The sequence below is a fragment of the Pseudomonas sp. genome (genome assembly GCF_046581935.1).
In the GTDB taxonomy this organism is placed as follows: Bacteria; Pseudomonadota; Gammaproteobacteria; order Pseudomonadales; family Pseudomonadaceae; genus Aquipseudomonas.
Map to the genome: position 1 here is coordinate 327,432 of NZ_JAYGFK010000012.1, position 14,646 is coordinate 342,077.

The following is a 14,646-nucleotide window of genomic DNA, read 5'->3' on the forward strand; positions in this document are numbered from 1 at the left end:
ACGTGGTGGAGACAGGCTAGCTCTAGATCAACGTCGCGGCAGGTATTGCAGCGGGTCGACAGGTTTACCTTGGCGACGGACTTCAAAATGAAGCTTCACCCGGTCGGTCCCTGTGGAACCCATTTCGGCAATTTTCTGCCCGGCTTTGACCTGTTGCCCCTCCTGCACCAACAGCCTGCGATTATGACCGTAGGCGCTTACGTAGGTATCGCTATGTTTGATGATTATCAACTCGCCGTAGCCCCGTAAACCACTCCCGGCGTAGACAACTGAACCATCAGACGCGGCCAAAACAGGCTGTCCCAATTCCCCGGCGATATCAATGCCTTTATTCAAACTACCGTTTGAGGAAAAACGTCCGATAACCGCACCGCTGGATGGCCACAACCAGCCAGAAGCAGACTTCTGTGTAGGCGGTAATGCAGTTACGGCTGGCGCAGTCTTGATTGGGGCTGGCGTCTGCGGCTTTGTCTGCACGGGCGCACTTGGCCGGCCCGATGGAGCGGTAACAATCACTGGCGCACTAGCAACCACAGGCGGACGACTAACTGACTGCCCATCAAAGCGAATGATCTGACCAACCCGGATCAGGTAAGGTGGAGCAATACCATTGCGCATAGCCAAAGCCTTCCAGTCCCAACCGAAACGGAAAGCAATGGAATACAGCGTATCGCCACGCCGCACCTGATATTGCCCACTCGTAACCGGCTGACGGTGTGGCATTTGGCTAGAGCCAACACTATGGCTACGGTCAACCACCTTCACGCCACCCGGCGGCGGGCTTGCACAAGCGCTCAACAGCACACTGAGGACAAGACCACTCAACAGGCTACGGGCACCGCTGGCGCGATTCGGCAATTGAATGGCTGTGAAACTCACCTACATCCCCCTCAGGTATAACTGACTACATTTTGCGGCCATGCATTGTGCCGCAATCATGGGTTATCACCAGTGCTTTGCAGATTGCGCCCTGCCAGCCACTCTAGGCCCAGTATCAAAACAATGCCTGCAATGAGCATAGTAATAGCCAAAAACACCTGCGGATCCTGCCCGCTGATCTCGGCGAAACGCTCAGGCCAGAGGTTTGTCTGCAGCACAGGCACCTGCAGCCCATGACTGTCGGCACGCCAGCTCAGGGTTTCCTTCCAGGGCCAGACCTTGTTCAGCGAGCCGAGCATCAGCCCGGTCAGAAAGGCCAGTGCCAGGTCGCGCCAGCGCGCCAGCAACCAGCGCAGCAAGCCGGCAAAGCTGACAATACCGACCAAACAACCACTGGCGAAAATCGCCAGCACGGTGATATCCAGCCCTTTTACTGCAGTCATAACAAAGCTATAGAGCCCCATCAGCACCAGCAAAAAACTCCCCGATATACCGGGTAAAATCATCGCGCAGATAGCGATAGCACCGGCCAGGAATAGGCTCAGAGGGTCATGTCCCCACTGCAATGGCGACGCGACGGTAATCCAGTACGCAAACGCAGCGCCCAGGATCAGACTGACAACGCGCGTCCAGTTCCAGCACTGAATCTCTCGCACTACCAAATGCGTCGAAACCAGAATCAAGCCAAAAAAGAATGACCACACCGGAATCGGATGCTCGGCCAGCAAGTAGGTAATCAGTCGCGCAAGGCTCAGTACACTGGTGGCGATACCCAGCAGCAGCACCAAGAGAAAGGTAGCATTGGCCGTTTTCCAGGCGTCTGCGATACGCCCGCGCAACAACAACCCCAGAGCCGCCGGCACGCTGGAGATAGAGCGCAACAGCTCGTCATAGATACCACTGATAAAGGCGATGGTGCCGCCCGAAACGCCAGGCACTACGTCGGCCGCGCCCATGGCAATACCTTTGGCGTAGAGCAGGAAATACTTCTTCATGGGTCCATCCGCAAACAATCGAAAATCAGGCCAATGGCCCATTCAGCAGGGGCACAAAGCGCACTGCATCCAGCACATGCCGGGAGAAGCCGTCTTCTTCACGGACAATCAGCAACAGCTCCTGCACATCCCCCGCACCAACCGGAATCACCAGACGCCCGCCTGGAGCCAGTTGGTCAAGCAACGCCTGCGGCACATTGGCCGCCGCTGCCGTGACGATAATGCCGTTATAAGGCCCCAAGGCATTCCAGCCTTCCCAACCATCGCCCCAGCGGAACACCACATTGCGCAGATTGAGTTGAACCAGGCGTTCCTTGGCTTTTTCTTGCAGATTCTGGATGCGCTCGACGCTGAATACCCGCTCGACCAACTGGGCCAGGATCGCCGTCTGGTAACCCGAGCCAGTGCCAATTTCCAGCACCTTGTCCAGAGGGCCGGCAGCCAACAGTAGTTCACTCATGCGCGCAACCATATAGGGTTGCGAAATGGTCTGGTTGTTGCCAATCGGCAACGCGGTGTCTTCATAGGCGCGATGGGCCAAGGCCTCATCGACAAACAAGTGGCGCGGCGTGCGGCGAATGGCTTCTAACACATGAGCGTTGGACAGCCCTTCTTCGTAAAGGCGCTGAATCAAGCGCTCACGCGTGCGCTGCGAGGTCATGCCAATACCGCGATGCTGTAACTCATCCTGCTCACGACGGATCACAGCAGCCCCTCCAGCCAGGGTTGCAGACTGTTGAAGCCCTCTTGAAAAGTGCGGTCAAGCTGCAACGGCGTGACCGAGACATAGCCCTGCATCACCGCATGGAAATCCGTACCGGGGCCGCCATCGTCCGCATCACCCGCCACCGAAATCCAGTAACCCTCTTTACCGCGCGGGTTAACGACTTTCACCGGTGCGGCAGCCCGCGCGCGATGGCCCAGACGGGTCAACTGAATCCCGCGGATATGCTCCAGCGGCAGATTAGGGATGTTCACGTTGAGCACGGTACACGGCGGCAGATCGAGTTGCTCATGCGCCTCGACCAGCTTACGGGCGAAATAGGCCGCCGTCGCCAGGTTATCCGGCTGACGTGACAAGAGCGAAAAAGCAAACGCCGGGCGCGCTAGAAAGCGCCCTTCCAAAGCCGCCGCCACAGTGCCGGAATACAGCACGTCATCACCCAGATTGGCGCCCAGATTGATACCCGACACCACCAGATCCGCCACCTGCGGCAACAAGCCATTGAGGCCCAAGTGCACACAATCGGTCGGGGTACCGTTGAGGCTGATATAGCCGTTGGCCAACGTGGTCGGGTGCAGAGGCCGGTCGAGCGTCAGCGAGCTACTCGCGCCACTCTTGTCCTGGTCGGGTGCAATCACCGTGCACTCGGCATAATCAGCCAGCGCCGCGTGCAGCGCAGCCAAGCCTGGCGCAGAGACGCCGTCATCATTAGAAATCAGAATACGCATGGGTTGTCCGTCTGCCCTGCAGGCAACAGATCGACAAGCTCACGCACCAAGACGGTGGCGAAGCATCCAGCCGGCAGGACGAATTCCAGTTGCAGAATGTCAGACTCGGGATAATGCCACGACAGGCCGCTAATGGGGAGGCGCAGAATTCGCCGTTCGTGTGTCATGCCTGCTTCTGCCAACCAGTCGACCAAGACACTCTCGCGTGCCGCTAGGTCCTGCTCCAGCGTCTGAGCAATACCTGAGGCAGACGAGGCACCGGCACCCCACAACGGCCCAGTAGGGTGTAGATCGAGGATCGCCAGGCGTGGATCAACGCACTCGGCTTCACCGGCCGCGAAGAAACTACGGCTGTCAGTAAAAGCCAGCAGATCACCCAGCAGCGCCTGATTCCAGGTGCCGGCACGAACTCGCTCGGCCAGCACCTGATTGAATAAGTAACTGCGCGCCGCCGAAAGTACCCGCGAGCGCACATTGCGTTTCTCAGGCAGGCTTTTATCCATGGCGAAATGCCGGGCATGGGCAACATTGCCACCTTCATGACCAAAACGTTGCAAGCCGTAATAGTTAGGGATGCCCTGCGCGGCAATTTGTGTCAGGCGTTTATCCAGCACTTCACGGTCAGCGCAAAGCTGGGTCAGACGCAGGGTAAAACCATTGGCGGCATGAGCGCCGCGCTGCAATTTACGGGTGTGGCGCAGCTGCTTGAGGATACTTAGGCTGGCATCTTCGGCGCCACTCAGGTCAGGGTTGGCCTTGCCCGGCAGATGCAGACTGAACCACTGGCGCGTCAGGGCCTGACGATCCTTGAGCCCCGCATAGCTGATCAGCCGTAGCGACACACCGGCAGCACGCGCGATACGCTTGGCAGCTTCTTCAGTATTCAGCTCGCGCTTTTCCACCCATAGCCAAAGGTGCTCGCCTTCGCCCGCCAACGGGATATCCAGCACCTCATCGACCTGAAAATCTTCCGCCACAGCCTTGAGCACTGCAGTGCCGCAGGGTTCGCCATGTGCCCTAGGGCCTAGCAGTTGAAGTTCATTCATCGAGCAACCAACAGCGCAACGGCATGCACGGCAATACCTTCCTCGCGTCCAGTAAAACCGAGCTTCTCGGTCGTGGTGGCCTTTACATTGACCTGATCCAGGCTCACTTGCAGGTCCTCGGCAATGCGCGCGCGCATGGTCTCGATATGCGGGGCCATCTTCGGCGCCTGGGCAACGATGGTGGCGTCGACATTGCCGACTTGCCAGCCTTTGCCGTGAATCAGGCCGAGAACATGGCGCAGCAACACGCGGCTATCCGCACCTTTGAAGGTCGGATCGGCATCAGGGAAGTGCTTACCGATATCACCCAGCGCGGCCGCACCCAGCAAGGCATCAGCTAGGGCATGCAACAGCACATCGCCATCGGAGTGGGCCAGCAGGCCGAACGCGTGAGGAATTTGCACACCACCCAGAGTGATGAAGTCACCTTCGCCGAAACGGTGCACATCGTAGCCATGACCGATACGCATACTGAGAGTACCTTGCAGAAATAAGACCGCGATTCTACCCGAAGGCCAGCCACAGTGCCGGCAACGCACTTGCTCAAACAGATCCAGGGGCATAAAATGATAAAAATTCTCATTTGCAACAATTACTCACATGGCTCATACCCCCGCCGCTCTGCAAACCCAAATCACTCAGATATACCGGGATCACCACCTCTGGCTACGAGGCTGGCTGCAGCCTCGCGTCGATTGCCGTGACCTTGCGGCTGATCTGGTTCAGGACGTTTTTGTACGCGTGCTAAGCGCTGATAACGCGGCCGGTAAGCTGGAGAGCGTGCGCGAACCTCGGGGCTACCTAGCGACCATCGCCCGCCGCCTGATGATCGACCACTTCCGCCGCTCTCGCTTGGAGCGTGCGTGGTTACAGGCCTTGTCTGAACAACCGGAGACCTCAACCATCTCCGAGGAAACCCGGGCCATCTTGCTGGAAACCCTCCATGAACTAGATGACATGCTCGCCGGGCTAGGGCCCAAAGTGCGCAAAGCGTTTCTGCTCTCGCAGCTCGACGGGCTGCCCTACAAGCAAATTGCTCAGCAACTCGACGTGTCACTGATAACCGTCAACCGCTACATCGCCAAAGCCTTGCAGCACTGCATGCTCTTCAACCTACAGGCCGAGCAAGCATGAGCATGATCAACGCCCAGCAACATGCAGCCCTAGAGCAGGCTGCGCAGTGGTACGCCCGCCTGCAGTGCGAAACGGCACAACCTAGCGACCACGCCGCCTGGCAAAGCTGGCTACAGGACGCGCCGCTCAACGACTGGGCCTGGCAACAAGCTGAGCGCCTGCAGCAACGCCTGCAACACATACCCAGCCGAATCGCCGGGCGCACGCTCGATCTCGCCGCTAAAACGCACTACAACAGCCGCCGTAACGTGCTCAAAGGCTTCGCCCTGCTATTAGGTGGCAGCGCTATTGGCTGGACGGGTTATCGCCAGGCCAGCGATGGCCCCTGGCTGGCGGACTACCGCAGTGAGATCGGCCAGCGTTTGCCTGTGACCTTGGCCGATGGCGGGCAGTTACTGCTCAATACTGACAGCGCGCTTGATGTGCGTTACGACGCACGCCAGCGCCTCATACACCTGCGCCAGGGCGAAGTCATGATCAGCACCGCCTCGGATGACGCCAACCGGCCTTTCTATGTACAAACACCTCAGGGCCTGATCCAAGCATTGGGGACGCGGTTCTCAGTAAAAATTGAGGACAATCAAACCCACGTCGCCGTCTACGAGCACCGTGTACGCATCACCCCGACTCGTGGCCTAGCAACGCTGCTGGAGCCGGGCCAGCAAAGCGCATTCACAAACCTTGAGAGCGATATCACGCAGCCGCTGGATGCCGCCCAAGGGGCGTGGAGCAAGGGCCTGATAATCGCCAACAACCAGCGCCTTGATGCCTTCCTGGCCGAGCTAGGCCGCTACCGACATGGCTGGCTGCGCTGCGATCCAGCCATCGCTGGCTTGCGCATCAGCGGTACCTTCCGCCTCGACGACAGCGCGCAGACCCTACGCGCCGTAGCCAGCGCCCTGCCCGTACGCATCGAACAACGCAGCCGCTACTGGATAACCGTAAGGCCGGCATAATTCGATTCGTTTTCAATGCAGATGATACTTCTTCTCGTTCTCGTTCGACTTATGGAGAGCAGCCTCGTGCAGCTCTTCTGCCAACCATAAAGAGAATGTGAAATGACAACCGCTTGTCGCCCTCAGACGCTCACGCTATCGCCCCTCAGCACCAGCATCCGGCGGACGCTGGTTTGCTCAGCCTTGCTCAGCGCCATCATCGTAATGAACGTTGTGCAGGCCGATACACCCCCACAACATGAGTACCACATTGCTCAGGGTGACCTAAGCCAAGCATTGACCGGCTTCGCCGCCGAAGCGGGCATTGTGTTGTCGTTCGACTCCAGCCTGACACACGGCAAAACCAGCCCCGGCCTGAATGGACGTGCCAACGTTGAGGATGGTTTACGCCAACTACTGGTCGGCAGCGGCCTGCGGGTAGTGCGCGAAGACGATGGCCGCTACTCGCTCGTCGCGACGGCTGACCAATCCAACGTACTTGAGCTGGGCGCAACAACCATCGTCGGCAATCAACTCGGCACAGTCACTGAAGGCACCGGCTCCTATACGCCGGGCACCATCGCCACCGCCACGCGCCTGGTGTTGACGCCGCGGGAGACGCCGCAATCAGTCACGGTCATCACCCGCCAGCACCTCGACGATTTCGGTCTGAGCAATGTCGATGATGTGATGCGCCATACGCCCGGTATCACGGTCTCCGCCTATGACAGTGACCGCACCAATTACTACGCCCGTGGTTTCTCGATCAATAACTTCCAATACGATGGCATCCCCTCAACAGCCCGTAACGTGGGTTATGCCGCGGGTAACACACTGAGTGACATGGCAATCTACGACCGGGTTGAAGTGCTCAAGGGCGCCACCGGATTACTCACCGGTGCAGGCTCACTGGGTGCGACGATAAACTTGGTGCGCAAGAAACCAACCCATGAGTTTCAGGGGCACTTCGAACTGGGCGCAGGCAGTTGGGATAACTACCGCTCCGAAGTGGATGTCAGCGGTCCGCTGACAGAGTCCGGGAATGTACGCGGCCGTGCCGTTGCCGCGTACCAGGACAAACACTCTTTCATGGATCGCTACCAACGCAAAAACAGCGTGTACTACGGCATCCTCGAGTTCGACTTGTCCGAAGACACCCTGCTTACCGTCGGTGCCGACTACCAGAACACCACACCGAAGGCGTCCAGTTGGTCAGGTACATTCCCGTTGTTCGACGGCGAGGGTAACCGTAACAATGTTTCCCGCTCCTTTAACAACGGTGCCAACTGGAGCAGCTGGGAGCAGTACACCCGCACGCTGTTCGCCAATATCGAACACACCTTCGCAAACGATTGGGTGGCCAAGGTGCAGTTGGATCACAAGATCAATGGCTACCACGCGCCGCTGGGCTCGATTCAGGGCTCCTATCCCAACACCGACGGCAGTGCCGGAATTTACCCGGCCAAGTACGTGGGCAAGACCACCAGCGACTCCATCGAGCTATACGGCAGCGGCCCGTTTCAACTATTAGGCCGCGAGCACCAGCTGGTAGTTGGCGCGTCTGGCTCGGTCTCGCGCTGGCGCGGTGACAGCTACTGGAGCCCAAACGCCTACGACAGCAGTGTGTCAAGCTTCGACAACTGGAACGGTGATATCGCAGAGCCCAACTGGGGCAGCGTGTCACAAAAAATCAGGGATACCACTCGCCAGGTGGGCACCTACACGACAGCCCGTTTCAATTTCACCGATGAGCTGAACGTACTGATCGGCGGCCGGTTCGTCGACTACAGCGTGACCGGCCGGGCAAGCAAAGAGAGCGGACGCTTTATTCCTTATGTGGGCGCCACGTATGACCTGAACAAAAACTTCTCGCTGTATGCCAGCTACACCGATATTTTCATGCCGGCTGACAACTGGTGGCGCGACCGCAACGACAAGATCCTCGAACCGGACGAAGGCCAGAACTACGAAGTGGGGGTAAAGGGCGAATTCTACGAGGGTGCGCTCAACGCCAGCCTGGCCTACTTCGAAATCCACGAAGACAACCGGGGCGTGGGTGACGACGAATACAACTTCCTCAACCCGATGGAGTATGCCTACAAGGCCATTGCCGCAAAGACCAAAGGCTATGAAGCCGAAGTGTCTGGAGAGTTGGCGCCTGGCTGGCAGGTACAAGCCGGATACACCCACAAGATCATTCGCGAGGACGGTGGCGGCAAGGTTTCTACCTGGGAGCCGGAAGATCAGGTCAGCGTTTATACCCACTACACATTCAAAGGCAGCCTGGATCGCCTGAGTATCGGTGGCGGTGCGCGCTGGCAGGGAAAAACCTGGCAGGCGGTGAACAACTACCCGCAATCGACCGTGGAAGATTTCGATCAGAAAAGCTTCTGGCTGGTCGACCTGATGGCGCGTTACCAGATCACCGATAACCTGTCGTCCACGGTTAACGTCAACAACGTGTTCGACAAAACCTACTACACCAACATGGGCTTCTATCAGTCCGGCACCTACGGTGAACCCCGTAATTTCATGGTAAATACCCGCTGGGACTTCTGACCCTGAATGCAAAGAGGCGCCAAATGGCGCCTCGTCTCTTTATCGGCTCAACGCCTCGGCATGGTGACGCAGGTGATCGTCGATAAAACTGGCGATAAAGTAGTAGCTGTGGTCGTAACCCGGCTGCAAGCGCAGGGTCAACGGATGCGCTACCGCCCTAGCCACCGTTTGCAGTGCCTGGGGCTTGAGCTGGCCTTCGAGAAAATCATCGCGATCGCCCTGGTCAATCAAAATCGGCAGCTTCTCCTGCGCTTCGGCCAGCAACGCACAGGCATCCCACTCGCGCCAGCGCGCACGGTCACCCCCTAGATACCCGGAAAACGCCTTCTCGCCCCACGGACAATTAAGTGGATTGGTGATGGGTGAAAAAGCCGACACCGATTGATAACGCCCGGGGTTCTTCAGCGCACAGATCAGCGCACCATGGCCGCCCATGGAGTGCCCGCTGATCCCACGCTTGGCGGAAACCGGAAAATTAGCCTCAATCAAGCTTGGCAGTTCTTGCACCACGTAGTCGTACATACGGTAGTGCCGCGCCCATGGCTCTTGCGTCGCATTGAGGTAAAAACCGGCACCGAGCCCAAAGTCGTAAGCACCGCCGGCATCGTCCGGCACACCCTCACCGCGCGGACTGGTATCCGGTGCGACGATAATCAAGCCAAGCTCGGCGGCCATACGTTGCGCGCCGGCCTTCTGCATGAAGTTCTCGTCGGTACAGGTCAAACCACTCAGCCAATAAAGCACCGGTAGCTTGGCCCCATGCTCAGCCTGGGGCGGCAAGTAAACGGCAAACACCATGTCGCAATTGAGTGTGCTGGAGCGATGGCGATAGCGCTTGTGCCAACCGCCAAAACTTTTGTTACTGGAAACAATTTCTAAGATCACGGGTAAATCCTCTCGCGGAGGGTGGAAAGCCGCGAAGCGGCTCCACCGGAGCGGGTGGATGCAGAAGCGCCATCCACCCTACGAAACCCAGATCAGAAGTGGATAACGGTGCGGATGCTCTTGCCTTCGTGCATCAGCTCGAACGCCTTGTTGATGTCATCCAACGGCATGTTGTGGGTGATAAAGGTATCCAGCGGAATTTCACCCTTCTGCGCCTTCTCCACATAGCCAGGCAGTTCGGTACGACCTTTCACCCCACCGAAAGCCGAACCACGCCAGACACGCCCGGTGACCAACTGGAACGGACGGGTGCTGATCTCTTGCCCAGCAGCCGCCACACCGATGATGATGCTCTCGCCCCAGCCCTTGTGCGCACACTCCAGCGCGGCCCGCATCAGCTGCACATTGCCGACACATTCGAAGGAATAGTCCACACCACCATCGGTCATCTCAACGATGACCTCTTGAATTGGCTTGGCAAAATCTTTCGGGTTAATGAAGTCGGTCGCGCCCAGTTCACGCGCCACATCAAACTTCGATGGATTAATGTCGACCGCAATAATTCGCGAGGCTTTCGCCATCTTCGCGCCGATGATCGCCGCCAGACCAATGCCGCCCAGGCCAAAGATAGCCACGGTCGCGCCCTCTTCCACTTTGGCGGTATTGAGCACCGCACCGATACCGGTGGTCACGCCGCAGCCGAGCAGGCAAACCTTTTCCAGCGGTGCTTCTTTGGGGATCACCGCCAGGGAAACTTCAGGCAGCACGGTGTATTCAGAGAACGTTGAGCAGCCCATGTAGTGGTAGATCGGCTCACCCTTATAAGAGAAGCGGCTGGTGCCGTCCGGCATCAGGCCTTTGCCCTGGGTCACACGCACCGAGCTGCACAGGTTGGTCTTACCGGAGGTGCAGAATTTGCAGGTACGGCATTCGGCGGTATACAGCGGGATCACATGATCGCCAACCTGCACCGAAGTCACGCCCTCACCAATAGCCTCGACGATGCCACCGCCTTCATGGCCAAGCACCGCAGGGAAAACACCTTCAGAATCCGCACCCGAAAGGGTGTAGGCGTCGGTGTGGCAGACGCCGGTGGCGACTATACGCACCAGCACTTCACCAGCCTTAGGCGGTGCAACGTCGATTTCGACAATCTGCAACGGTTCGTTCGGGGCAAAAGCTACGGCAGCACGGGACTTGATCATGGTCGCTCTCCAGCGGATTAAACGTGGCGCGAAGTGTAGATCAGTGCCCCAGATAAATAATCCATCAAAAAACAAAACATTCTTGCTATATAGGGACAATCAATCCCCATTCAGGACACGTTGATGAACCGCTGGGAAGGTCTCGATGAATTTGTCGCCGTCGCCGAGTGCGGCCAGTTCACCGCCGCAGCCGAACGCTTAAGCCTGTCTTCATCACAAGTCAGCCGACAAATCGCGCGTTTAGAAGAGCGACTGCAAACCCGCTTGTTCTATCGCAGTACCCGCCGGGTGGCGCTGACGGAAGCCGGCCAGACCTTTTTGCAGCATTGCCAACGCCTGCAGGATGCTCGCGAGGAAGCCTTGCGGGCGGTGGGTGACCTCAGTAGCGAGCCCAAAGGCCTGCTGCGCATGACCTGCGCGGTGGCCTATGGTGAGCGTTTTATTGTGCCGCTGGTGACTGACTTTATGGTGCAACACCCGCAGCTGCGGGTGGATATTGAGCTAAGCAACCACACCATCGACCTGCTGCACGACGGCCTTGACCTGGCCATCCGCCTTGGTCGCTTGCAGGACTCGCGCTTGATCGCCACACGCCTGGCACCCCGACAAATGTACCTGTGCGCCGCGCCGAGTTACTTACAGCACTACGGCCGCCCGCACTCATTGTCCGAACTAAGTAGGCACAACTGCCTGATCGGCAGCTCGGACCTCTGGAGCTTTCAAGCCAGCGCGCGTGACGCCAGCGTGCGGGTGCAAGGTAACTGGCGCTGCAACAGTGGTCAGGCGGTATTAGAGGCAGCTCTACGCGGGATTGGCCTGTGCCAACTGCCGGACTACTACGTGCTGGAACATCTGCGCAGTGGCGCCTTGGTGTCCCTGCTTGACAATCAGCAACCACCCGACACCGCCGTATGGGCGATTTACCCACAGCAACGGCACTTGTCGCCCAAGGTGCGGCAGCTGGTGGATTTTCTCAAACAGGGATTGGCGCAGCGTAGTGAGTATCGCCAAGAAGCCAGTTAACCGGCTGTTGGAAAATGTAGGAGAGGCAGACAGGACAACTAAGGTCGTTTTCCAACCGCCTGCTAGGAGCGGCCCTGCCACAGGCGATTAAGGCTGAGCAGATCTTCCGGACGCGTGACCTTGAGGTTATCCGAACGACCTTCGATCAGGCGCGGCGCCTGACCGGCCCATTCAATGGCAGAGGCCTCGTCGGTAATCGCTACCCCCGCCAGCAGCGCATCGGCCAGCGCGCGCTGCAACTCGCCCAGGCGAAACATCTGCGGAGTAAAGGCTTGCCAGATGCTTGAGCGGTCAACCGTCGCCAGCACTCGCCCATCTGCACCGGCGCGCTTGAGCGTATCGCGGGCTGGCACGGCAAGCAGGCCGCCTACCGGATCATCAGTCAGTTCACCGAGCAATAGATCCAGATCACTGCGTGCCAGGTTCGGCCGCGCCGCATCATGCACCAACACCCAGTCCTGTTCCTGCGCGCCTAGTTCATTCAGGCGCAGCAATCCGCTGAGCACCGAGTCAGCACGTTCGGCACCACCATCGGCACGCTGAATACGCCGATCATCGGCACAAGCCAGAGTCGGCCAGTACGGGTCATCGACAGCAAGACTGACCACCACCGCGCGCAACTGAGGATGCTCAAGGAAGCATTCCAGGGTGTGCTCAATAAGGCTTTTACCGGCCAGTTGCAGATATTGCTTGGGGCGGTCGGCACGCATCCGACTGCCGATTCCGGCAGCCGGAATCAGCGCCCAGAAAGGAGGGAGTTCGCAGGTATTCATTCAGTCAACTGATAGAGGGTTTCGCCCTCTTTAAGCATGCCAAGCTCGTGCCGCGCACGTTCCTCAACGGTTTCCATGCCGCTTTTCAGCTCCAGCACTTCCGCCTCAAGAATTCGATTACGTTCTTGCAGTTGCTCGTTCTCGCCCTTCTGCTCAGCAATTTGCTGCTGCAGTTGGTTGACCTGCGCCAAGCTGCCATCGCCGACCCACAGGCGGTATTGCAGACCGGCCAACAAGGCCAGCAGGACGATAAACACCCAGTACGCACGACTACGCATAGCAGTAAAAGACTCCGGATGAAAAAGGGGCGACTCGCGCCGCCCCTCTTTTAGCATGCCTGAGCTCAACCACGGAACTCGGCGCGACCGTTGTAAGGTGCCTTACCAGCCAACTGCTCTTCAATACGCAGCAGTTGGTTGTACTTGGACACGCGGTCTGAGCGGCACAGCGAACCGGTTTTGATTTGACCAGCAGCAGTACCCACAGCCAGATCGGCAATGGTGCTGTCTTCGGTTTCGCCGCTGCGGTGCGAGATCACAGCGGTGTAACCGGCGGCCTTGGCCATCTGGATGGCTTCCAGCGTCTCGGTCAGGGTGCCAATCTGGTTGAACTTGATCAAAATCGAGTTGGCGATCGACTCGTCAATACCACGCTTGAGGATCTTGGTATTGGTCACGAACAAGTCGTCGCCAACCAACTGCACTTTTTCGCCAATTTTATCGGTCAGGACTTTCCAGCCAGCCCAATCGGACTCGTCCATGCCATCTTCAATAGAGATGATCGGGTAACGCTGAGTCAGGCCAGCCAGGTAATCGGCAAAACCTTCGGCGTTGAAGACTTTGCCTTCACCGGCCAGGTCATATTGGCCATTCTTGTAGAACTCGCTGGAGGCGCAGTCCAAAGCCAGGGTGACATCATCACCCAAGGTGTAACCGGCATTGGCAACAGCCTCGGCGATGGCAGCCAGAGCGTCTTCGTTGGAGGCCAGGTTCGGTGCAAAGCCACCCTCATCACCAACAGAGGTGCTCAGACCACGCGCCTTCAGCACGGCTTTCAAGTGATGGAAAATCTCGGTGCCCATGCGCAGCGCATCGGAGAAAGTCTTGGCACCGACCGGCTGAACCATGAACTCCTGAATGTCGACGTTGTTATCAGCATGCTCGCCACCATTGATGATGTTCATCATCGGCACAGGCATGGAGTAAACGCCTGGCGTGCCATTCAGGTCAGCGATGTGCGCATACAACGGCACGCCCTTGGCCTGAGCAGCAGCCTTGGCAGCGGCCAGGGACACAGCGAGGATAGCGTTGGCACCGAGGGTGGCTTTGTTCTCGGTAGCGTCGAGAGCAATCATCGCCTGATCCAGAGCTTTCTGGTCAGTGGCATCTTTACCTAGCAGCAGGTCGCGGATCGGGCCATTGATGTTGGCCACAGCTTTAAGTACGCCCTTGCCCAGGTAACGGCTCTTGTCGCCATCACGCAGTTCCAGCGCTTCACGCGAACCAGTGGAGGCACCGGACGGCGCACAGGCGCTGCCAATGATGCCGCCGTCAAGGATTACATCGGCTTCTACAGTCGGGTTACCACGGGAATCGAGAACCTCACGGCCTTTGATGTCGACGATCTTTGCCATTGCGTGTAGCACTCCAAAAAATTGACGAGAAGGGTCGTACCTAGCTGCTAGTGGCGCTGAAGCCGAGACTCCAGCGCGCAACATACACCGCCTACAACATCAGGCTGTATACACAGGTGTTTAACCG

15 protein-coding genes are annotated in these 14,646 nt (G+C 58.2%); 4 read left to right on the plus strand and 11 right to left on the minus strand.

Features of this window, described 5'->3' with window-relative positions; all coding sequences use genetic code 11:
• Positions 1–27: 27 nt before the first annotated feature.
• Genes VCA57_RS09360 through ispF form a run of 6 tightly spaced genes read right to left on the minus strand, consistent with a single transcriptional unit; the run spans position 28 to position 4,842 of the window.
• Positions 28–879, minus strand: a complete 852-nt coding sequence (locus VCA57_RS09360; protein ID WP_411184717.1) for a peptidoglycan DD-metalloendopeptidase family protein — start codon at positions 877–879, stop codon at positions 28–30.
• 56 nt (positions 880–935) lie between these two features.
• Positions 936–1,874, minus strand: a complete 939-nt coding sequence (locus VCA57_RS09365) for a DUF368 domain-containing protein (RefSeq protein ID WP_411184718.1) — start codon at positions 1,872–1,874, stop codon at positions 936–938.
• A 25-nt stretch (positions 1,875–1,899) separates the two neighbouring features.
• Positions 1,900–2,535 (minus strand): protein-L-isoaspartate(D-aspartate) O-methyltransferase, encoded by a 636-nt coding sequence (locus VCA57_RS09370; RefSeq protein WP_411184943.1) that lies wholly within the window; start codon positions 2,533–2,535, stop codon positions 1,900–1,902.
• Positions 2,536–2,576: 41 nt separating this feature from the next.
• A complete protein-coding gene (gene surE, locus VCA57_RS09375) occupies positions 2,577–3,326 on the minus strand; it encodes a 5'/3'-nucleotidase SurE (RefSeq protein ID WP_411184719.1) in 750 nt (249 codons plus the stop codon).
• Positions 3,314–4,372: a tRNA pseudouridine(13) synthase TruD gene (truD, locus tag VCA57_RS09380; protein WP_411184721.1), complete on the minus strand. Its 1,059-nt coding sequence runs from the start codon at positions 4,370–4,372 to the stop codon at positions 3,314–3,316. Before truD ends, surE begins: the two co-directional genes overlap by 13 nt.
• The gene (gene ispF / locus VCA57_RS09385) at positions 4,369–4,842 is read right to left on the minus strand and encodes a 2-C-methyl-D-erythritol 2,4-cyclodiphosphate synthase (RefSeq protein WP_411184722.1); all 474 of its coding nucleotides are present in this window, start codon (positions 4,840–4,842) and stop codon (positions 4,369–4,371) included. The genes truD and ispF overlap by 4 nt, the downstream gene beginning before the upstream one ends.
• A 130-nt stretch (positions 4,843–4,972) precedes the next feature.
• On the opposite strand from ispF, the gene VCA57_RS09390 reads away from it, so the two are divergent.
• From VCA57_RS09390 to VCA57_RS09400, 3 genes are all read left to right on the plus strand, one after another.
• Complete coding sequence (locus VCA57_RS09390) at positions 4,973–5,506, plus strand: sigma-70 family RNA polymerase sigma factor (protein ID WP_411184723.1); 534 nt, start codon at positions 4,973–4,975, stop codon at positions 5,504–5,506.
• Positions 5,503–6,462, plus strand: a complete 960-nt coding sequence (locus VCA57_RS09395) for a FecR domain-containing protein (protein ID WP_411184724.1) — start codon at positions 5,503–5,505, stop codon at positions 6,460–6,462. The genes VCA57_RS09390 and VCA57_RS09395 overlap by 4 nt, the downstream gene beginning before the upstream one ends.
• A gap of 102 nt (positions 6,463–6,564) precedes the next feature.
• Positions 6,565–9,000, plus strand: coding sequence for a TonB-dependent siderophore receptor (locus VCA57_RS09400; protein WP_411184725.1), 2,436 nt, complete (start codon positions 6,565–6,567; stop codon positions 8,998–9,000).
• A gap of 39 nt (positions 9,001–9,039) precedes the next feature.
• On the opposite strand, the gene fghA is transcribed toward VCA57_RS09400, so the two are convergent.
• Together fghA and VCA57_RS09410 are read right to left on the minus strand one after the other, a co-directional pair.
• Positions 9,040–9,885 carry an S-formylglutathione hydrolase gene (gene fghA, locus VCA57_RS09405; RefSeq protein ID WP_411184726.1) on the minus strand — a complete coding sequence of 282 codons (846 nt, stop codon included), beginning with the start codon at positions 9,883–9,885 and terminating at the stop codon, positions 9,040–9,042.
• Positions 9,886–9,977: 92 nt separating this feature from the next.
• Complete coding sequence (locus VCA57_RS09410) at positions 9,978–11,090, minus strand: S-(hydroxymethyl)glutathione dehydrogenase/class III alcohol dehydrogenase (RefSeq protein ID WP_411184727.1); 1,113 nt, start codon at positions 11,088–11,090, stop codon at positions 9,978–9,980.
• Between the two features lie 123 nt (positions 11,091–11,213).
• Here VCA57_RS09410 and VCA57_RS09415 point away from each other — a divergent pair, with 123 nt between their 5' ends.
• The gene (locus VCA57_RS09415; RefSeq protein ID WP_411184729.1) at positions 11,214–12,113 is read left to right on the plus strand and encodes a LysR family transcriptional regulator; all 900 of its coding nucleotides are present in this window, start codon (positions 11,214–11,216) and stop codon (positions 12,111–12,113) included.
• 62 nt (positions 12,114–12,175) lie between these two features.
• Here VCA57_RS09415 and ispD read toward each other — a convergent pair whose 3' ends face one another.
• The 3 genes from ispD to eno all read right to left on the minus strand — a co-directional run bounded on the left by ispD (position 12,176) and on the right by eno (position 14,519).
• Positions 12,176–12,886, minus strand: coding sequence for a 2-C-methyl-D-erythritol 4-phosphate cytidylyltransferase (gene ispD, locus VCA57_RS09420; protein ID WP_411184730.1), 711 nt, complete (start codon positions 12,884–12,886; stop codon positions 12,176–12,178).
• Positions 12,883–13,164 (minus strand): cell division protein FtsB, encoded by a 282-nt coding sequence (gene ftsB, locus VCA57_RS09425; protein WP_411184731.1) that lies wholly within the window; start codon positions 13,162–13,164, stop codon positions 12,883–12,885. The genes ispD and ftsB overlap by 4 nt, the downstream gene beginning before the upstream one ends.
• A gap of 65 nt (positions 13,165–13,229) precedes the next feature.
• Positions 13,230–14,519, minus strand: a complete 1,290-nt coding sequence (gene eno / locus VCA57_RS09430; protein ID WP_411184732.1) for a phosphopyruvate hydratase — start codon at positions 14,517–14,519, stop codon at positions 13,230–13,232.
• Positions 14,520–14,646 lie beyond the last annotated feature (127 nt).